Origin of the sequence: Sphingobium fontiphilum, from assembly GCF_014196635.1 — a bacterium.
GTDB lineage: Bacteria > Pseudomonadota > Alphaproteobacteria > Sphingomonadales > Sphingomonadaceae > Sphingobium > Sphingobium fontiphilum.
The window spans coordinates 48,302-65,918 of the sequence record NZ_JACIEB010000010.1 but is presented as its reverse complement, the minus strand read 5'-3'; the positions used below and the strand labels follow the sequence as shown (position 1 = coordinate 65,918).

19 protein-coding genes and 1 tRNA gene are annotated in these 17,617 nt (G+C 66.1%); 7 read left to right on the top strand and 13 right to left on the bottom strand.

All coding sequences use genetic code 11. The annotated features are described in order from the left end of the window. Positions 1-650: 650 nt before the first annotated feature. Positions 651-740 (bottom strand) — tRNA-Ser (locus GGR44_RS16485). Between the two features lie 123 nt (positions 741-863). On the opposite strand from GGR44_RS16485, the gene hspQ reads away from it, so the two are divergent. Continuing rightward, positions 864-1,235, top strand: a complete 372-nt coding sequence (gene hspQ / locus GGR44_RS16480; RefSeq protein WP_183956574.1) for a heat shock protein HspQ — start codon at positions 864-866, stop codon at positions 1,233-1,235. Positions 1,236-1,251: 16 nt separating this feature from the next. Here the strand turns inward: hspQ and GGR44_RS17035 are convergent, their stop codons facing one another. Further along, on the bottom strand, positions 1,252-1,389 hold the full coding sequence (locus GGR44_RS17035) for a hypothetical protein (protein WP_246344740.1): 138 nt from the start codon (positions 1,387-1,389) through the stop codon (positions 1,252-1,254). A gap of 10 nt (positions 1,390-1,399) precedes the next feature. After that, positions 1,400-1,582 (bottom strand): LysR substrate-binding domain-containing protein, encoded by a 183-nt coding sequence (locus GGR44_RS17030; protein ID WP_246344739.1) that lies wholly within the window; start codon positions 1,580-1,582, stop codon positions 1,400-1,402. 264 nt (positions 1,583-1,846) lie between these two features. Between GGR44_RS17030 and GGR44_RS16470 the strand changes: the two genes are divergently transcribed. Genes GGR44_RS16470 through fghA form a run of 3 tightly spaced genes read left to right on the top strand, consistent with a single transcriptional unit; the run spans position 1,847 to position 4,218 of the window. Next, a complete protein-coding gene (locus GGR44_RS16470) occupies positions 1,847-2,959 on the top strand; it encodes an S-(hydroxymethyl)glutathione dehydrogenase/class III alcohol dehydrogenase (protein ID WP_183956573.1) in 1,113 nt (370 codons plus the stop codon). 28 nt (positions 2,960-2,987) lie between these two features. Beyond that, positions 2,988-3,368 carry a VOC family protein gene (locus tag GGR44_RS16465; RefSeq protein WP_183956572.1) on the top strand — a complete coding sequence of 127 codons (381 nt, stop codon included), beginning with the start codon at positions 2,988-2,990 and terminating at the stop codon, positions 3,366-3,368. Positions 3,369-3,381: 13 nt separating this feature from the next. Beyond that, complete coding sequence (fghA, locus tag GGR44_RS16460; protein WP_183956590.1) at positions 3,382-4,218, top strand: S-formylglutathione hydrolase; 837 nt, start codon at positions 3,382-3,384, stop codon at positions 4,216-4,218. A gap of 34 nt (positions 4,219-4,252) precedes the next feature. Here the strand turns inward: fghA and GGR44_RS16455 are convergent, their stop codons facing one another. The 3 genes from GGR44_RS16455 to GGR44_RS16445 all read right to left on the bottom strand — a co-directional run bounded on the left by GGR44_RS16455 (position 4,253) and on the right by GGR44_RS16445 (position 6,898). Beyond that, a complete protein-coding gene (locus GGR44_RS16455) occupies positions 4,253-5,182 on the bottom strand; it encodes a 2-hydroxyacid dehydrogenase (RefSeq protein ID WP_183956571.1) in 930 nt (309 codons plus the stop codon). Between the two features lie 4 nt (positions 5,183-5,186). After that, positions 5,187-6,518 carry a cystathionine gamma-synthase family protein gene (locus GGR44_RS16450; protein WP_425511333.1) on the bottom strand — a complete coding sequence of 444 codons (1,332 nt, stop codon included), beginning with the start codon at positions 6,516-6,518 and terminating at the stop codon, positions 5,187-5,189. A gap of 77 nt (positions 6,519-6,595) precedes the next feature. Beyond that, entirely contained in the window at positions 6,596-6,898 is a 303-nt protein-coding gene (locus GGR44_RS16445; RefSeq protein ID WP_246344738.1) for a hypothetical protein, read from the bottom strand. 59 nt (positions 6,899-6,957) lie between these two features. Here GGR44_RS16445 and GGR44_RS16440 point away from each other — a divergent pair, with 59 nt between their 5' ends. Then, positions 6,958-8,076: a serine hydrolase domain-containing protein gene (locus GGR44_RS16440; RefSeq protein ID WP_183956588.1), complete on the top strand. Its 1,119-nt coding sequence runs from the start codon at positions 6,958-6,960 to the stop codon at positions 8,074-8,076. Here the strand turns inward: GGR44_RS16440 and GGR44_RS16435 are convergent. The 7 genes from GGR44_RS16435 to GGR44_RS16405 all read right to left on the bottom strand — a co-directional run bounded on the left by GGR44_RS16435 (position 8,073) and on the right by GGR44_RS16405 (position 15,388). After that, the gene (locus tag GGR44_RS16435) at positions 8,073-8,858 is read right to left on the bottom strand and encodes a PhzF family phenazine biosynthesis protein (protein ID WP_183956587.1); all 786 of its coding nucleotides are present in this window, start codon (positions 8,856-8,858) and stop codon (positions 8,073-8,075) included. The genes GGR44_RS16440 and GGR44_RS16435 overlap by 4 nt on opposite strands. A gap of 158 nt (positions 8,859-9,016) precedes the next feature. Further along, positions 9,017-10,798 carry an SLC13 family permease gene (locus GGR44_RS16430; protein ID WP_183956586.1) on the bottom strand — a complete coding sequence of 594 codons (1,782 nt, stop codon included), beginning with the start codon at positions 10,796-10,798 and terminating at the stop codon, positions 9,017-9,019. A gap of 313 nt (positions 10,799-11,111) precedes the next feature. Continuing rightward, positions 11,112-12,182, bottom strand: coding sequence for a chorismate synthase (aroC, locus tag GGR44_RS16425; RefSeq protein ID WP_183956569.1), 1,071 nt, complete (start codon positions 12,180-12,182; stop codon positions 11,112-11,114). After that, positions 12,182-12,598, bottom strand: coding sequence for an endonuclease domain-containing protein (locus GGR44_RS16420; protein WP_183956568.1), 417 nt, complete (start codon positions 12,596-12,598; stop codon positions 12,182-12,184). The genes aroC and GGR44_RS16420 overlap by 1 nt, the downstream gene beginning before the upstream one ends. 71 nt (positions 12,599-12,669) lie before the next feature. Further along, the gene (gene fabI, locus GGR44_RS16415) at positions 12,670-13,476 is read right to left on the bottom strand and encodes an enoyl-ACP reductase FabI (protein WP_183956567.1); all 807 of its coding nucleotides are present in this window, start codon (positions 13,474-13,476) and stop codon (positions 12,670-12,672) included. Further along, the gene (locus tag GGR44_RS16410) at positions 13,473-14,381 is read right to left on the bottom strand and encodes a YihY/virulence factor BrkB family protein (protein ID WP_246344737.1); all 909 of its coding nucleotides are present in this window, start codon (positions 14,379-14,381) and stop codon (positions 13,473-13,475) included. Before GGR44_RS16410 ends, fabI begins: the two co-directional genes overlap by 4 nt. A 59-nt stretch (positions 14,382-14,440) precedes the next feature. Then, positions 14,441-15,388, bottom strand: a complete 948-nt coding sequence (locus GGR44_RS16405) for a DnaJ C-terminal domain-containing protein (RefSeq protein WP_183956565.1) — start codon at positions 15,386-15,388, stop codon at positions 14,441-14,443. 134 nt (positions 15,389-15,522) lie between these two features. Between GGR44_RS16405 and pdxH the strand changes: the two genes are divergently transcribed. Both pdxH and GGR44_RS16395 read left to right on the top strand, forming a co-directional pair. After that, positions 15,523-16,098, top strand: a complete 576-nt coding sequence (pdxH, locus tag GGR44_RS16400) for a pyridoxamine 5'-phosphate oxidase (RefSeq protein ID WP_183956564.1) — start codon at positions 15,523-15,525, stop codon at positions 16,096-16,098. Positions 16,099-16,275: 177 nt separating this feature from the next. Beyond that, positions 16,276-17,607 carry a dicarboxylate/amino acid:cation symporter gene (locus GGR44_RS16395; RefSeq protein ID WP_183956563.1) on the top strand — a complete coding sequence of 444 codons (1,332 nt, stop codon included), beginning with the start codon at positions 16,276-16,278 and terminating at the stop codon, positions 17,605-17,607. Positions 17,608-17,617 lie beyond the last annotated feature (10 nt).

Genomic DNA, 17,617 nt, shown 5'->3' with positions numbered 1-17,617 from the left:
GCCCGCATCGCAATACTCCGGCGACGCAGGCCAAACCTCAATCCCAGGCGCCGGACCATCATAACCCGTCATGCACAAATACGACACTTTCATCTTTCCGCTCCTGGATTGTTGTGTGGCGGGGGTCGAGGGGCAAGTCCGACTCCGATGCTCTAATCATGCACGATTTGCGTATAATGCACAATATTGCAGCTTCAAGTTCGTTTGACGAGGCGTCCAGCCAGCCGATGACCCTTGGCGTGCATCAGGCATAACAGAGCCTGGGCCGTGTCGCCAAAAGACTTCAGCCAGAGGGGAGATGCAGCGAGGTTGAGGAAGCTGTGAAACGACAAGACGGTGTTATCGTATCCTGCGCCGGTCGGCAATCGCGACCCTGCTCAAACGGCGGAAGCGCGCCGATGATCGCCCACTCGTCGTCCGACAGCCCAATCCGCTCGCCCAACACTGCCCCCAAAAGACAGCCTTGAATCAAGGCGAGACTCCCTGTCAGCCTTTGTCCACGCTGCCTAGATACTGGACCAAGCCCTCGGGCTTCTGGCGATATGGCGGCTCACCGCCGCACAGGTTCGCCAACAGCCGAACCAGACGTGGGCATGGGAATGGGCATATTCGCACCGAGGCGGAAATAATCGCCAGGAAACAACAAGGAATGGCGGAGAGGGAGGGATTCGAACCCTCGGTACCGTTGCCGGCACGCCGCATTTCGAGTGCGGTGCATTCGACCACTCTGCCACCTCTCCGTCAGGTGTCGTTGGGTTGCAACAACCCGGTCGAGCGCGGGCCATTAGCGCAGGGCGCGGGGCTTGCCAAGCGGGTTCGCCTATTTTTCTTGTCTGGTTCCGCAGGGCTCCTACATTGGGGGCATGAGAAACGCGATCCAATCCATCGGCACCGGCGTCACCGCGCCCCCCATCGCCCATGCCCGCTTCAGCATCGGCGATGTGGTGCAGCACCGCAAATTCGGTTTCCGCGGCGTCGTGTTCGATATCGATCCCGTTTTCGCCAACAGCGAACAATGGTATGAGTCGATCCCGGAAGAGATGCGGCCCGACAAGGCCCAGCCTTTTTACCATCTGCTCGCCGAAAATGGCGAATCCAGCTATGTCGCCTATGTCAGCCAGCAGAACCTGATCGCCGACGACAGCGACGAACCGGTCGATCATCCCGCCATCGCTGGCCTGTTCGGCTCCTATGCCGGCGGTCGCTACCGGTTGCGGCCGCTGCACCGGCAATAGGGGCGCAGGAGGATAATCACGCCGTCCTCAGCATTGCGCCATGCAGATTGCGGCGCAGCAAGGCGACAAAGCCGCTGATCTTGGGCAACAGATGGCGGCGCTGGGGATAGACGGCCCGGATCGGCTGATCGTCGGCGCCATGATCGGCCAGCACGATTGGCAGCTCACCGCGCGCAATGTGGGGCAAGGTCAGCGATCTTCTCCGGGCGGCCATGGTGATCGAGACAGGCTGGCGCGGCGCAGATATGGAGGGGGTGCGACGCGATGCGCGTGGCGGTCAGCCGGGGCTCCGCCAGCAGGCCGGTTCGGATCGCCAGATCATAGCCCTCCGCCACGATGTCGACCATGCCGGTTGGTGAGGTGCAGCCGCACCGCCCACCGGGGGATGCGCCTCGGCAAAGCCGCGCAGCAGCGGCGCGATGAAGCGTTCGCCCCTGGCGGTGAAGGAGCCGGCCGTGGCCGCCGCGACGAATTCCTCGATACCGTCCCGGCCCGACATCAATCATCCCATATCGGCAATAATCATTTTTCCTGCCGCTTCCCTTATCGCTGTCGGGGGATATTGCTAGGGTCGTTTCCATCGCGCTTTCGCAAAAGAGGACAGGACATCCATGAAGACCCGCGCCGCCGTCGCATTCGAAGCCAAAAAGCCGCTGGAGATTGTCGAACTGGATCTGGAAGGGCCCAAGGCCGGCGAGGTGCTGGTGGAAATCATGGCGACGGGGATCTGCCACACCGACGCCTATACGCTAGACGGGTTCGACAGCGAGGGCATATTCCCCTCGATCCTGGGCCATGAAGGCGCGGGCATCGTGCGCGAAGTGGGCGCGGGCGTCGCCAGCGTGGCGCCGGGCGACCATGTCATCCCGCTTTACACCCCCGAATGCCGCCAGTGCAAAAGCTGTCTGTCCGGCAAGACCAACCTGTGCACCGCGATCCGCGCGACGCAGGGCAGGGGGCTGATGCCCGACGGCACCACCCGCTTTTCCTACAAGGGCCAGCCGATTTTCCACTATATGGGCTGCTCCACCTTCTCCAACTTCACTGTCCTCCCCGAAATCGCGGTGGCGAAGATCCGCGAGGACGCGCCGTTTCAGACCAGCTGCTATATCGGTTGCGGCGTGACCACGGGCGTCGGCGCGGTGGTCAATACCGCCAGGGTGCAGGTGGGCGAGAAGGTCGTCGTCTTCGGTCTGGGCGGCATTGGCCTCAACGTCATCCAGGGCGCGAGAATGGTGGGCGCGGACGTGATCGTGGGCGTCGACATCAACCCCGACCGGGAGGCGTGGGGCCGCCAGTTCGGCATGACGCATTTCATCAACGGCAAGGGCAAGAGCCGCGAGGATGTGATCGCGGAGGTGCTGGCGATCACCGATGGCGGCGCGGACTACAGCTTTGACGCGACCGGCAACACCGAAGTGATGCGAACGGCGCTGGAATGCTGCCACCGCGGCTGGGGCGAATCGATCATCATCGGCGTGGCGGAAGCCGGCAAGGAAATCAGCACCCGCCCGTTCCAGCTCGTGACCGGCCGGTCATGGAAGGGCACGGCGTTCGGCGGGGCCAAGGGGCGGACCGACGTGCCCAAGATCGTCGACTGGTATATGAACGGCAAGATCGCGATCGACCCGATGATCACCCACGTCCTGGCCCTTGACGAAATCAACAAGGGGTTCGACCTGATGCATGCGGGCGAGAGCATCCGCAGCGTCGTGGTCTATTGATCGGACCACCCATCAGGAGGAATGCCGAATGTTCAGTCATGTCATGGTGGGGGCGGACGATATCGACGCCGCCAAGGCCTTTTATGATGCCATTTTCGCCGCCATCGGCGGCCCGGCCGCCATCGTCGATGACAAGGGCCGGCTGATCTATATCCACAATGGCGCGCTGTTCATGGTCTCGCGGCCGATCGACGGCAATCCGGCCTGCCACGCCAATGGCGGCACCATCGGGTTCGCCATGGCGTCACCCGAACAGGCCGATGCCTGGCACGCGGCGGGCGTCGCCGCGGGCGGCGCGACATGCGAAGACCCGCCGGGCATCCGCGAAAGCGGCTTTGGCAAGCTCTACCTCGCCTATCTGCGCGATCCGGCCGGCAACAAGCTGTGCGCCCTGCATCGCGCGGGATGACGGCATGACCGGACTGGACCCCGTCTCGGCCAACCGGGCCTTTGGCGGCGTGCAGGGGGTGTGGAAACATGCCTCCGCCGCCACGGGCACGGACATGACCTTCGCGGTCTATATTCCGCCCCATGACCAAGGCGCGACGCTGCCGGTGGTCTGGTATCTCTCGGGCCTGACCTGCACCCACGCCAATGTCATGGAAAAGGGCGAATATCGCCGCGCCTGCGCCGAACTGGGCCTGATCCTGGTCGCGCCCGACACCAGCCCGCGCGGCGAGGGCGTGGCCGACGACCCGGACGGCGCCTATGATTTCGGCCTGGGCGCGGGATTTTATGTCGACGCGACGCAGGCCCCCTATGCGCCCCATTACCGCATGTGGACCTATGTGACGGAAGAATTGCCAGAGATCATCGGCGCGCATTTCCCCGTCGACATGGGTCGCCAGTCGATCATGGGGCACAGCATGGGCGGCCATGGCGCACTGTCCATCGGCCTGCGCCATCCCGACCGGTTCCGAGCGGTGTCCGCCTTTGCGCCCATCGTCGCGCCGTCGCAGGTTCCCTGGGGGCAAAAGGCGCTGGGCGGCTATCTGGGGCCGGACGTGGCGGCATGGCGCAGCCATGATGCGGTGGCGCTGATCGAGGATGGGGCGCGGCTGCCCGCCTTGCTGGTCGATCAGGGGGAGGCCGACGCCTTCCTGGCCGAACAATTGCGCCCCCACCTGCTGCGCGAAGCCTGCGACAGGGCAGGCATCGACCTGACGCTGCGGATGCAGCCGGGTTACGACCACAGCTATTATTTCATATCGACCTTCATGGACGATCATCTGCGCTGGCACGCGGCGCGCTTGGGATGAGGCCGGGCCGGGCGCGGCGCCCGGCCCGGCTCCTTCAGCCGACCGGCGTGGGCAGCGCCCGACCGCTGAAATGCGCCTTCAGATTGTCGAGCAGCATCACGGTCATCCGCGCCACCGACTGGTCGGTCGCGCCCGCGCCATGCGGGGTCAGCACGATATGGGGCACATCGGCCCAGCGCGCCGCATCGGTCGGCTCCTGCGCGAACACGTCGAGCGCCGCGCCGCCCAGACGGCCGTCCTTGAGGGCGGCGATCAGCGCGTCCTCGTCCACCAACTGGCCGCGCGCGACATTGACCAGCAGGCCCTGAGGCCCCAGCGCCTCCATCACCGCAGCATCGACGGCCCCGCTGTTGGAGGCGTCGACGCGGGGCGACAGCACCAATATGTCGCTGTCCCGCGCCAGCGCCATCAGGCTGTCGGCGCGCGGCCATGGCGCGTCCGGCCGGGGGCGCGGCCCCCACCAGCGCACCTGCATCCGCATGGCTTCGGCCCGGCGCGCCACCGCCATGCCGATCGCGCCCAGCCCCATGACGCCCAGCCGCGCGCCGCCCAGTGACCGGGTGAGCCGCTTTGGCCCCTGTGCCCAATGCCCCTCCCGCACCATGGCGTCGCCAGCGACAATCTCGCGCCGGTGGGCGAGGATCAGTCCGATGGCATGGTCGGCGACATCATCGGCATTGGCCCCCGACGCATGACAGACGGCGATGCCGCGCGCCCGCGCCCAGTCCATGTCCACGCCATCATAGCCGACGGTGAAACAGGCGATCAGGCGCAGGCGCGGCATGGATTCGAGATAATCGCGCGGCAGCGGGAACTCGCCCGCCGCGACCAGCGCCTCTATCGCAGGGAGCCGGTCGGCCGCGTCCGCCGCCCATCCGGCGACCACGTCATAATCGACGGCCAGGAGCGGCAACAGCGGGGCCAGCAGCGGCTGGACCACCAGCACAACGGGTTTGTGCGCCATGGCGTCACCCCATCGCCCGCAGCGCATGGGCGAAATCGGCGATCAAGTCGTCGGCATCCTCGCACCCGATGGAAATGCGCACCATATTGTCGGTGATGCCCAGCCTCCGCTTGCGCTCGGCGGGGACCGACAGGTGCGTCATCGCGGCGGGATGGCTGGCCAGCGTCTCCGTGCCGCCCAGGCTGACCGCCAGCCGGGCGATGCGTAGCGCGTCGAGGAAAGCGAAGCTCTCCGCCTCGCCGCCTTTCAGGTAAAGCGAGAAGGTCGACCCCGCGCCGGTGCAATGGCGGGCATAGATGTCGCGCTGGCGTTCATCGTCGGGGAAGCCCAGATAGACGACCCGTTCCACCTGTGGCTGATCGCGCAGCCAGGCGCAGACCTTCGCGGCGTTTTCGCCCGCCCGCGTCATCCGCAATTCCAGCGTCTCCAGCGAACGCAGCAGCATCCATGCCGAATGCGGGTCCAATATCGTTCCGATGGTGTTGCGCATCAGGCGGATGGCGTCGATCAGCGCCTTGCCGCCCAGCACGCCGCCCGCCACCAGATCGCTGTGCCCGCCGGCATATTTGGTGAGGCTGTAGAGCACCAGATCGGCGCCATGCGCGATCGGGCGATGCCAGAGCGGACCCAGGAACGTGTTGTCGATGGCGATGGGCGGCACATGCGCGTCGCCGCCGAACAGAAAGTTGCGCCGCGCAACCACGGCATCGACGTCGACCAGCACATTGGTGGGATTGGCTGGACTTTCGAGGAAGATGAGCGCCACCCGGCCCATGGTGCGCGCCTTTTCAAGCACCGCGCCAATCTCATCCTCGCCCGCGCCTGCTGGGAAGTCCAGCCATTGCACCCCGAACTGGCCCAATATCCGCCCGATCAGCGCCTCCGTCGCGGCATAGAGCGGGGCGGAATGGACGATTACATCGCCCGGCCGCACCAGCGCCAGCAAGGTGGTGGCGATGGCGGCCATGCCGCTGGAAAAGAGCAGCGCGTCCTCCGCCTCGTCCCACAGCGCCAGCCGATCCTCGGCAATCTCCTGATTGGGGCCGTTGAAGCGGGAATAGACGAGGCCATCAGCGCCGCCGGGGCGCAGGCCGGTCACGCCCTCAAAATGACGCTTGCCCGCCGCCGCGCTTTCAAAGGCGAAGGTGGAGGTGAGAAAGATAGGCGGCTTCAGCGCCCCTTCCGACAGAGCCGGATCATAGCCATGGCCCATCATCAGCGTCGCGGGTTTCAGCCTGTGGCCGTCAATCTCCAGCAAGGCGGGCTTTGGGCGGCGGCGGGCGGCCACGCCCTTGGGGTCGGCGGAATTGTCGCCAGTCATCATCATCTCCTGCATCATGGTGGCGGCCTGTGGTCGGCCGCTGTCATGCGAAGGAGCCTAGAACGCGGCGCGCGCCCGCGCCACCCCGCGCGTCAATGCGCCGGGTCGATAATGCATCCCCAGCCGGGCCGGAATTGCGCGCGCGCGCCGGCCAGCATGGGCACGCTGGCGCTCACGGCGCGCGAATCGGGATCGTCGGACAGGCGCACCAGCGCCATCCCCGGTTCCTTGTCCTTCGCGCAACTGCCCATGTCGCGCCCCTCGACATAGCGGCAGGAACAGGTGATCCGCGCGCCATAGGCCGCGCCCACGCGCGCCCGCGCCACCAGCGCCGACCAATGCCAGGCCAGCGCCGCCAGAAGCATGGCGACCGCCAGCAGGCCCCCCCGGATCATCCATTGTCGCTTTGTCATGCTCCCCTTTTCCGCCGGGCGATGCTATGGGCCGCCTTTCCATGCGGCGCGACTTCAAGACGATAATGATGGCCGGTGCAACCCTGGCCCTGCTTTCCGTTACGGCATGGGGCGTGTCCCACGCGGTCAGCCCGCCGGACGCGCCCTTCGAAAAGGTGGCGGGCGATTCGCCCGTGGCGCAATCGTCGCTGCGCGGCGCGATGGACGCGATCATGGACGACGCCGACATGGGCGAAACCCGCGCCCTGCTGGTGATGCATCGCGGCCGGATCGTGGCGGAATATTACGCCCCCGGTTTTGGCCCGGACAGCAAGCTACTATCCTGGTCGGTGGCCAAGAGCGTGACGGCGGTGCTGGTAGGCTTGATGGTGTCGGACGGGCGGCTGGCGCTCGACGCGCAGGCGCCGTTGCGCAACTGGGAACAGCCCGGCGATCCGCGCGGACGCATTACCCTGCGGCAATTGCTGACCATGTCGTCGGGCCTCGACCATAGCGAGGATGCGGACCGCATCGCCGATGCCGACACGGTGCGGATGCTGTTCACCGACGGGTCGGCGGACATGGCTGGCTTTGCCGCGTCCAAGCCGCTTGCCCATGCGCCGGGCGCCGTCTTTTCCTATTCGACCGGGACCAGCGTGATCCTGTCCGACCTAATGACCCGGCAACTAACCAACAGCGACGATCCCGCCACCCGCCAGCGCGCGATGCAGCAGTTCATCGACGGGCGGCTGAAGGGCCCGGTCGGCCTGAACAGCCTGACGCCCGAATATGATGCGCGCGGCACCTTCATCGGCGGGTCGATCCTGCACATGACGGCGCGCGACTATGGCCGCTTCGGCGAATTGCTGCGCAATCGCGGCCGGGTGAACGGGCAACAGGTGGTCGCCGAACGCTGGATCGATTTCATGCTGACGCCGTCGCTGCGCAACCCGGCCTATGGCGGTCATGTCTGGCTCAACCACGCGAGCGAGGACAGCGCGCTGATGCCGGGGCTGGCGCCCGAAAGCCTGTTCGGCTGCGTCGGCCATAATGGCCAATATGTGCTGGTGTCGCCGCGCCAGAAGTTGACGGTGGTGCGGCTGGGCATGTCGCCGGACAAGGAGCAGCGCGCGGCGCTGCGCGCGGGCCTTGCGAAACTGATCGCGCTGTTCCCCGGTTAAAGGAAGAAACACCCCTCGATCACGGTGCGGCACCGGCCCGACAGGATTACCCGGTCGCCCGCCAGTTCGCAGCCGATGCGCCCGCCGCGCGCCGACGCCTGAACCGCCGAAAGCGCCGTCTTGCCCAGCCGCCCCGCCCAGAAGGGGGTGAGCAGGCAATGGGCCGATCCCGTCACCGGATCCTCATCGACGCCGCCGCCCGGCACGAACACGCGCGAGAGGATGTCGCTATCCTCGCCCGGCGCGGTCGCGATGAGCATGATGTCGCCCAGCCGTTTGAGCGCGACGAAATCAGGGGTCAGCGCGCGCACGGTCGCGGCGTCGGGGAACAGGAACAGGCTGTATCCGCCCTCGCGCCAGTGCGATTCGACCGGCGCGCCGCCCAGCCCGGCGGCCAGGTCCGGCAGGGCGCGCGGCGCCATGTGCCATGCGGGCAGCGACAGCGCATAGCCATCGCCCGCGCGCGTCACCGTCAACAGCCCGGCATGGCGGGTGCGAAAGCGGACCCGTTCGCCCTGCATCAGCACATGGCCGCTCGCCAGCGTGGCGTGGCCGCACAGTTTCACCTCCACCGCGGGGGTGAACCAGCGCAGTTCGAAATCCGCTTCCGGGTCGTTCGCCAGCGGCACGGTGAAGGCGGTTTCGGACAGGTTGTTTTCAGCCGCGATGGCCTGCAACACGTCATCGGCCAGCCAGGCGTCGAGCGGCATGACTGCGGCGGGATTGCCGGTGAAGGGGCTGTCGGCAAAGGCGTCGACCTGGGTGAAGGGCAGGCTGGTCATCGGGGCGTCCTGATAAAATGGGCCGGTCACGCTGCGCGCCTGAGGGGGGCGCAGCAACCGGTGCGTTTGGGTTCCTGCAAGGCGGGCGGCGCGGCCGGTTGGCCTCTTCTTGCCCAAAGAAGCCAACCCCTGACAGGGCCGACCGCACCCTATTGGCCCTACCCCAGCAGCACCAGCATGGAGCATACCGCCAGCCCGACGGTCAGGTTCAGCGGCACGCCGATCCGCACGAAATCGGCAAAGCGGTAATCGCCCGCCGCGTAGACGAGCGCATTGGTCTGATAGCCGATGGGCGTCGCGAAACAGGCCGACGCGCCGATCATCAGCGCGATCACCAACGGGCGCGGGTCCGCGCCCAATTGATCGGCGAGCGCGATGGTGATCGGCGTCATCAGCGCGGCGACCGCGTTGTTGCTGAGCAGTTCCGACAGGATGAGGGCGGCGAAATAGACGATGAACACCAATGTCCAGGCGGGCGCCGCCTGCATCACCGGGGTGATCCACCCGACCATCAACGCCACGCTGCCCGCCTGTTCCAGCGCCAGGCCCACCGCCAGCATGGCGAAGATCAGCACCAGCACGTCGCCGTCGATGGCGCTCCACGCCTCTTCCGCGTCGATGCAACGGGTGACGAGGATGATGCCCACGGCGATGAACGCGCCCAGGCCGATGCTGACGATGTCGAGCGCGGACAGCAGGATGACGGCGGCCATGGCGATGATCGCGATCCACGCCTTGTTGCGGCGATAAGCGCGGGTTCGGCTGATATCGACGCCCATCAGGTTGGGATTGTCGCGCAACGCCCGCATCGCGTCGTCGCTGCCCGCGATCAGCAGCCGGTCCGCGCCCCGCACACGGGCGTCGGCCAGGTCGGGTCCGGGCAGGTGGCGGGCGCGGTTGATGCCGATGATTCGCACGCGCAGGGCGTGGAGGAAGGGGATGTCCATCAACCTTTCGCCGATGGACGGGTGGCTGGGCGCGATCATCGCCTCGATCACCGTGCCCTCGCTGGCCGATGTTTCCGAATCGGCGGCGATGCCCAGCTCGAACTGGCGGCCCTCGCGCAGGGTCATGATCGCCGTGCCATCCGCCCGCACGATCAGCCGGTCGCCGCGGTGCAATTCTTCCCCGCTCAGATCGCCGCGCAATATCTGGCCCGACCGCTTGAGCCCGATCAGCACGGCCGAGCGGCCGAAGACGGTCAGCGAACCGATTTCCCGCCCGATCAGGTCGCTGTCATGCGGCACCACCAGCTCGGTCAGATAATCCTGGGCATTGCCGCCATCCTCGCCGGAAATGGCGGGCGGGTCGCTGGGCAGCAGGAAGGACAGGCTGACCAGTGTCGCGAGCCCCACGACCATTCCGGCCAGGCCATAGGGCGCGATGTCGAATATGCCGAACGGGGTCATGCCCTGTTCAGCGGCGATGCCCGCAACGATCAGGTTGGTCGATGTCCCGATCAGGGTGATGCAGCCGCCCAGCACCGCAACGATGGACAGCGGCATCATCAGCTTCTTGACCGGCACACCGGTCACCTGCGCCAGTTTGAAGATGATGGGGATGAGGACGACGACGACCGGCGTGTTGTTGAGGAAGGCGGAGGCGGCGGTCGCGCCCAGCATCACCTCGGCAATGGCGAGGCGCGGATGTTTTTCCGCCCGCGCCATGATGAAATCGGCGACGCGGTTGAGCGTTCCCGTGCGGATCAGCGCCCCCGCCAGCACGAACATCGCCCCGATGGTCAGCGGCGCGCTGTTGGAGAAGACCGAAAACAGCCCCTTCTCGTCGATCAGGCCCAGCGCGGCATAGGTGCACGCGCCCAGCACCGAGATGACGGTCGGGGAATAGCGTTCGCGCACGAACTCGACGAACATGATGGCCAGGATGATCAGGCCCACTTCCGCGCGATAAGCGCCCAGCAGCGCGGATATAGCCTGCATTCCGGTCTGGTCCCCCTGATCGCGCAGTCGCGTCTCGCCCGGCATCATCCCCTCATTACCGGATCATGCCAGCCCCATAACGAAAGGGGCCAGCCATGGTTGCATGGCTGGCCCCTCTATTGCGGCGTGGAAGGGACATTTTGACCGTCAAGTCCGCGCAATGCGCGGTGACGCTCCCCGGCTTTCGCTCTGCCGCACGCCCACCCGCGGGCGTTAACCGGGATGCTACGCCCGATCGGGCGATTCGTCACGGGTCTTTTGCACGACCGGGCGGCGGCGCGGGGCGATGGGGCGCGGATCAGCCCGCCCTACCTCATTCCCCGCATTGCGCGCGGTGGAGCAGATACTGGTCGGCCAGCACCAGCGCCATCATCGCTTCGACCACCGGCACGCCGCGAATGCCGACGCACGGGTCATGCCGCCCTTTGGTGATGATCTGCGAGGCTTCACCCTCCCGCGTTACCGTGTCGACGGGGATCAGGATCGAGCTGGTCGGCTTGAACGCCACGCGCAGGCGGATCGGCTGGCCGGTGGAAATGCCGCCCGCAATGCCGCCGGCATGATTGGCCATGAAGGTCGGGCCGTTTTCGCCCGGCCGCATCGCATCGGCATTTTCTTCACCGCGCAGGGCAGCGGCGCCGAAGCCGTCGCCAATCTCCACGCCCTTGACAGCGTTGATGCTCATCATCGCGGCGGCCAGTTCGCTGTCGAGCTTGGCATAGAGCGGCGCGCCCCAGCCCGCGGGCGCCCCGCTCGCCACGCATTCCACCACCGCGCCCAGCGAAGACCCGTCCTTGCGCGCGGCGTCGACCATCGCCTCCCAGCGGACGGCCGCCGCCGGATCGGGACAGAAAAACGGGTTCTGGTCAATCTGCGCCGCGTCGAAATCAGCATAGTCGATGGCGTCGCCGCCAATGGCGCTGACCCAGGCGAAAATGTCGACATCGGGGATCACCGCGCGCGCCACCGCGCCCGCCGCCACCCGGCTCGCCGTTTCGCGCGCCGAGGATCGCCCGCCGCCGCGATAGTCGCGAAAGCCATATTTGGCGTCATAGGCATAATCGGCATGGCCGGGGCGATAGGCCCTGGCGACGTCCGAATAATCCTTCGACCGCTGGTCGGTGTTCTCGATCAGCAGGCTGATCGGCGTGCCGGTCGTCCGCCCCTCGAACACGCCCGACAGGATGCGCACCTCGTCCGCCTCCCGCCTTTGGGTGGTGAATTTGGACGTGCCGGGCTTGCGCTTGTCGAGGAAGGGCTGAATGTCCGCCTCGCTCAACGCCAAACCGGGCGGGCAGCCGTCGACGACCGCGCCGATGGCGGGTCCATGGCTTTCGCCCCAGGTGGTGAAGCGAAAGACGCGGCCAAATGTGTTGAAGCTCATTATCCCCTCTCCCCCTGGGGGAGAGGGAGGGGCCCGCTCGGCTTGGCCGAGTGGGAGGGTGAGGGGACTAAAGCCCGGCAAATATTGGCGAGCACGCCTTCCAAATTGCTCAGCACATCTCGGTTGTCAAAGCGAAGCACATGATATCCTTCATTTTCCAAAAACAGCGTTCTCTTTGCATCATATGCGCGGGTCATTGCATGAGTCTCGCCGTCGACCTCCACGATCAAACGCATCGCCAGGCAGGCAAAATCAACGAAATAAGGACCGATGCGCTGCTGCCGTCGAAACTTTAAGCCGTTGAGTTGGGATTTCCGGACCGCGTTCCACAGCGCGCCTTCGGCTGGCGTCGGATTTTTCCTCAGATCTCTGGCTCTGGCAATCGTGCCGTCGCCGACCTTGTATCGCCCCGCCATCTGCCCCTCACCCTCCCGCCGCGTCGCGGCGGGCCCCTCCCTCTCCCCCAAAGGGGAGAGGGTTCATCATGTCATTTTTCCAGCGCGATGTCGGGCGCGTCCTCTGCCTTCATGCCGATGACGTTATAGCCAGCGTCGACATGGTGGATTTCGCCGGTGACGCCCGAAGCCAGGTCGGACAACAGGTAGAGCCCCGCCCCGCCGACATCCTCGATCGTCACATTGCGGCGCAGCGGCGAATTCAGCTCGTTCCACTTCAGAATATAGCGGAAATCGCCGATGCCGCTAGCCGCCAGCGTCTTAATCGGCCCGGCCGAAATGGCGTTGACGCGGATGTTTTCCGGCCCCAGGTCCATCGCCAGATATTTGACGCTGGTTTCCAGGGCGGCCTTCGCCACGCCCATGACGTTATAATGGGGGATGACCTTTTCCGCGCCATAATAGCTCAATGTCAGGATGCTGCCGCCGTTCGGCATCAGCGCACGGGCGCGCCTGGTGACGGCGACGAAACTGTAGGCCGACACGTTCATGGTCAGCAGGAAATTGTCGAGGCTGGTATCGACATACAGGCCGCGCAGTTCGTTCTTGTCGGAAAAGCCGATGGCGTGAACGACGAAGTCGAGGGCGCCCCAGCGCGCCTCGATCTCCGCGAAGGCCGCGTCCAGCTTGTCCATGTCCGACACGTCGCAATCGATCAGGAAATCCGACCCGACCTGCTCCGCCAGCGGCTTCACGCGCTTGGCCAGCGCCTCGCCCTGATAGGAAAAGGCGAGCTGCGCGCCCTGCGCGCTCAGCGCCTTGGAAATGCCCCAGGCCAGCGACTTGTCGTTGGCAAGGCCCATGATGAGGCCGCGCTTTCCCGCCATCAAGCCATTCATTCGGTCCGGTTCCCCTGATTTTCGGGCGTCGCTGCCGTGTCCTGCGTTGCAAAGGCCGCCAGCGCCGCGTTGAGTTCCGCGCCAATTACCACGCCGAGCCCGACGAAAAAGAAAAAAATGAGGGTGATCATCACGCCGGCCAGGCTGCCATAGGTGCGATCATAGCCGCCCAGCAGCGAAAGCGTGGGCGGCAACAGCATCGTCACCCCATACCACCACAGGGTCGTCGCCGCCGCGCCGGGCCATTTGGGGTAGCGCGACCCGCGATAGGCGCTGGGGGTGAGCGAAATGAAGAGCGACCATAAAGCCACCCCCAAAATCGCCATCGGGACCAGCCGGGTGAGCGCGATCAGGCGAATCGCATCCTGCGCAAAGGGGAAGAGCGCGCGCACGAGCTGGTCGATGCCGGTCATCACCACCTGAAGCGAGAAGGCGAACATCACCGCGAACACGCTGACCAGCGTGATGCCTATGGCGCTCAGCCGGTATCGCCAGAAGGAGCGCGTGCCGCGCGTGCCATAGGCGCGGCGCAATATGTCGCGGATTGTTTCTATGAGGCTGCCGACCGTCCACAGCCCGACCAGCCCGCCCAGCCACAGCAGCGGGCCGGTCCGCGCCTGCAGCACGCCCATGATCGGATCGCGCACAACATCGGCGACGCCGGGCGGCACCGTCGCCAGGAATGCGCCGACCGCCGCCTGCCCGTCCTGCGTATGGCCGAATATGCTGGCGACCGCGGCGGCGACGATGAAGAAGGGGAACAGGGTGATAAGCGAGAGATAGGCGAGGTTGCCCGCATGGATGAAGCCGTCACGATAGGTGCCGACCAGCACACGCTGCACGATCTGCATCGTGCGCGGACCGGGGCGCACCCGTTCCACCTGGGCGCGGGCGCGCCGGCTCATGCGGCTGCGGCGGGGTCCGGGCGGCGGGGGTGCAGGCTCTTCCATCCGCCGCAAACGCCTCAGACGCCCAGATGGGCGCGAACCGGCCGTTTGTCCTGCCAGCTTTCGACCAGCGCGCGAATGGCGGGATCATCGGCGGGCACGTCGATCTGCAAGGTGACCAACTGGTCGCCGCGCTGCCCGTCCTTGCCCGTAAAGCCCTTGCCGCGCAGGCGCAGCGTCTTGCCCGACTGCGCGCCCGCCGGGATGCCCAGCATCACCGGCCCGTCGACGGTCGGCACCTTGACCTTGCCGCCCTTCACCGCCTCGTCCAGCGTGATCGGCAGGTCGAGCAGCACATTGTCGCCGTCGCGGGTGAAGAAGGCATGGCCCTTCACCTCGATCGTCACGATGGCGTCGCCCGCGCCGCCCGGCCCGGCCTGCCCCTTGCCCGACAGGCGCATCTGCGTGCCGCTTTCGACGCCGTTGGGCAGTTTGAGGTCGATGGTCTTACCATCCTGAAGCGTGATGCGCTGGGGCGCGAGCGTCGCGGCGTCGATGAAGGATACCGCCAGCCGATAGGCGACATTGGCACCGCGCGGGGGCGGGGCCTGCCGCCCGAAACCGCCAAAACCACCGCCGCCGCCACCGGCACGACGCCCGCCCGCGCCGAACAACCCCTCGAAAATGTCGCCGAAATCGGCGCCATCCCCGCTGAATTCGAAGCCGCCTGCGCGTCCGCCCGCCGCGCCGCCGGGATGCCCGCGAAAGCCGCCGCCCCCGCCAAAGCCGAAGGGCGCGGCGGGATTGCCCTCGCCGTCAATCTCGCCACGGTCGAACTGCGCCCTTTTGTCCTTGTCGGACAGCAGGTCATAGGCGTTGGTCGCCTGCGCGAACTTCTCCGCCGCCTGCGGATTGTCGGTGTTGCGGTCGGGATGATATTGCTTGGCGAGTTTGCGATAGGCGGACTTGATCTCGGCCTCGCTCGCGGTTCGGGCGACGCCCAGCACGGAATAGGGATCGGCCATCTATGCTCTGCTGCCTTCGATGATGGGGCGGGGTTGAAACATGTGCGTCCCTATGTGGCGAAAGCGGCGGGCGGGTTCAAGTTGCGGCTGCCCCTTATCGACAGGCGCGCGCGCCGCGCCTAGAAGCTGCGGCCATGACCGATCCCTTTTCCCTGTTCGACGACTGGTATGGCGAGGCCCGCCAGAGTGAAATCAACGACAGCAACGCCATGGCGCTGGCCACCGCCGACGCGCAGGGCCGCCCGTCGGTGCGGATGGTGCTGCTGAAAGGGCACGGGCCGGACGGTTTCATCTTCTACACCAATTTCGAGGGGCGAAAGGCCGCCGAACTGCTGGCCAACCCCAACGCGGCGCTGCTGTTCCACTGGAAATCGCTGCGCCGCCAGATCCGCATCGAAGGGCCGGTGGAGCCGGTCGACGCGGCCACGGCCGACGCCTATTTCGCGACGCGCAGCCGCGATTCGCAACTGGGCGCCTGGGCTTCGGACCAGTCGCGTCCGCTGGCCTCGCGCGAGGTCTTCATGGCCCGTTATGAAGAGGTCAACCGCCGCTTCGCCGACGGCCCGGTGCCGCGTCCGCCGCACTGGTCGGGCCTGCGCCTTGTCCCCCGCCACATCGAATTCTGGCAGGACCGCGAACATCGGCTGCATGAACGCCGCGTCTTCGACCGCGACGGCGACGGCTGGGCCGAAGGGATGCTCTATCCCTGACGCATCGGTCCATAATGGCTGGAACGGGCGCGGCGGAATGTCGGCGCTGGTTCGTTAGACGGGGATAAGGGGGACGGCGCGCCGCATTGCGGGCCGCGCTGCCGCCTGATAGGGAACGTCACCGGACGAAGACCCGATAGACAATGCGGCGCGGGTCGCTCAGCCTAGAGGAATGCAATGCGGAACAGACTGACGGCCTTCATCCTGACGGGCATGATCCTGGGGGTGATTGCGGGGTTCGCGGCCAATGTCTGGACGGGCGGCGATGAACAACTGGCCAAACAGGTGGCCGGTTATTTCCATCTGCTGGCGGACATCTTCCTGCACCTTATCAAGATGATCATCGCGCCGCTGGTCTTTTCGACGCTGGTGGCCGGCATCGCCCATATGGGCGACAGCGCCGCGCTGGGCCGCATCGGCGGCCGCGCGTTGGCCTGGTTCATCATCGCCAGCCTGATTTCGCTGTCGCTGGGCCTCGTCTTCGTCAATTTCTTCGCGCCGGGCGAAGGGCTGAACCTGGTCCGCAGCGGCGCGGACGCAGGGGTCAACACCGAAGCGCTCAATTTCCGCGACTTCATCCTGCACGTCTTCCCCACGTCCATGGTGGGGGCGATGGCGGAAAATTCGATCCTCCAGATCGTCGTCTTCTCGCTGTTCGTCGGCGTCGCGCTGACCGCCATCGGCGAGAAGGGCAAGCCGGTCGTCGTCGTGATCGAAGCGATGGTCGAACTGATGCTGCAGGTGACGGGCTATGTGATGCGCGTCGCGCCCTTCGCCGTGTTCGGCGCGCTGGCTTCGGTCATCACGACGCAGGGGCTGGGCGTGCTGGTCACCTTTGGCGAGCTGGTCGGCGAATTCTACCTGTCGCTGCTGGTCCTGTGGCTGCTGCTGGTCGGCGCCGGTTCGATCTTCCTGGGCAAGCGGATGTTCAAGCTGGTGCGCTATGTGCGCGAACCGCTGCTGATCGCCTTCTCGACCGCGTCGTCGGAAGCGGCCTACCCCAAGATGCTGGAACAGCTCGACCGGTTCGGCGTGCCGCGCCGCATCTACAGTTTCGTACTGCCGCTCGGCTACAGCTTCAACCTCGACGGGTCGATGATGTATGCGACCTTCGCCACCATCTTCATTGCCCAGGCCTATGGCATCGACCTGCCGATCGCGACGCAGATCACCATATTGCTGGTGCTGATGGTAACCAGCAAGGGCATCGCCGCCGTTCCGCGCGCGTCGCTGGTCGTGGTCGCCGCGACGCTGGGCCAGTTCGACCTGCCGGTCGAGGGCGTGGCGTTCATCCTGGCGGTCGACCATTTCATGGACATGGGCCGCACCGCCACCAACGTGCTGGGCAACGCCATCGCCACGTCGGTCATCACCAAATGGGAAGGGATGCTGGAGGTCGAGGAATCCGAATATGTGCCCCATCCCAGGGCGCCCGCCCACACGCCCGCCCATGGCCGCGCGGGACTGGAGCTGGCTTCCGACATGGTGGAGGACGACCGCAAGGGCTGAAGCCCGCCCG

What these genes read in the sequence shown, in the direction of transcription:
- fabI (WP_183956567.1), bottom strand. Translation starts at nt 13,476, where the DNA reads ATGAATGGCTTGATGGCGGGAAAGCGCGGCCTCATCATGGGCCTTGCC.
- GGR44_RS16395 (WP_183956563.1), top strand. Translation starts at nt 16,276, where the DNA reads ATGCGGAACAGACTGACGGCCTTCATCCTGACGGGCATGATCCTGGGG.
- GGR44_RS16445 (WP_246344738.1), bottom strand. Translation starts at nt 6,898, where the DNA reads ATGATCCGGGGGGGCCTGCTGGCGGTCGCCATGCTTCTGGCGGCGCTG.
- GGR44_RS16420 (WP_183956568.1), bottom strand. Translation starts at nt 12,598, where the DNA reads ATGGCGGGGCGATACAAGGTCGGCGACGGCACGATTGCCAGAGCCAGA.
- GGR44_RS16450 (WP_425511333.1), bottom strand. Translation starts at nt 6,518, where the DNA reads ATGCAGGAGATGATGATGACTGGCGACAATTCCGCCGACCCCAAGGGC.
- GGR44_RS16465 (WP_183956572.1), top strand. Translation starts at nt 2,988, where the DNA reads ATGTTCAGTCATGTCATGGTGGGGGCGGACGATATCGACGCCGCCAAG.
- pdxH (WP_183956564.1), top strand. Translation starts at nt 15,523, where the DNA reads ATGACCGATCCCTTTTCCCTGTTCGACGACTGGTATGGCGAGGCCCGC.
- GGR44_RS16410 (WP_246344737.1), bottom strand. Translation starts at nt 14,381, where the DNA reads ATGAGCCGGCGCGCCCGCGCCCAGGTGGAACGGGTGCGCCCCGGTCCG.
- GGR44_RS16470 (WP_183956573.1), top strand. Translation starts at nt 1,847, where the DNA reads ATGAAGACCCGCGCCGCCGTCGCATTCGAAGCCAAAAAGCCGCTGGAG.
- GGR44_RS16430 (WP_183956586.1), bottom strand. Translation starts at nt 10,798, where the DNA reads ATGCAGGCTATATCCGCGCTGCTGGGCGCTTATCGCGCGGAAGTGGGC.
- GGR44_RS16440 (WP_183956588.1), top strand. Translation starts at nt 6,958, where the DNA reads ATGCGGCGCGACTTCAAGACGATAATGATGGCCGGTGCAACCCTGGCC.
- GGR44_RS16435 (WP_183956587.1), bottom strand. Translation starts at nt 8,858, where the DNA reads ATGACCAGCCTGCCCTTCACCCAGGTCGACGCCTTTGCCGACAGCCCC.
- GGR44_RS16405 (WP_183956565.1), bottom strand. Translation starts at nt 15,388, where the DNA reads ATGGCCGATCCCTATTCCGTGCTGGGCGTCGCCCGAACCGCGAGCGAG.
- GGR44_RS17030 (WP_246344739.1), bottom strand. Translation starts at nt 1,582, where the DNA reads ATGGTCGACATCGTGGCGGAGGGCTATGATCTGGCGATCCGAACCGGC.
- hspQ (WP_183956574.1), top strand. Translation starts at nt 864, where the DNA reads ATGAGAAACGCGATCCAATCCATCGGCACCGGCGTCACCGCGCCCCCC.
- GGR44_RS16455 (WP_183956571.1), bottom strand. Translation starts at nt 5,182, where the DNA reads ATGGCGCACAAACCCGTTGTGCTGGTGGTCCAGCCGCTGCTGGCCCCG.
- aroC (WP_183956569.1), bottom strand. Translation starts at nt 12,182, where the DNA reads ATGAGCTTCAACACATTTGGCCGCGTCTTTCGCTTCACCACCTGGGGC.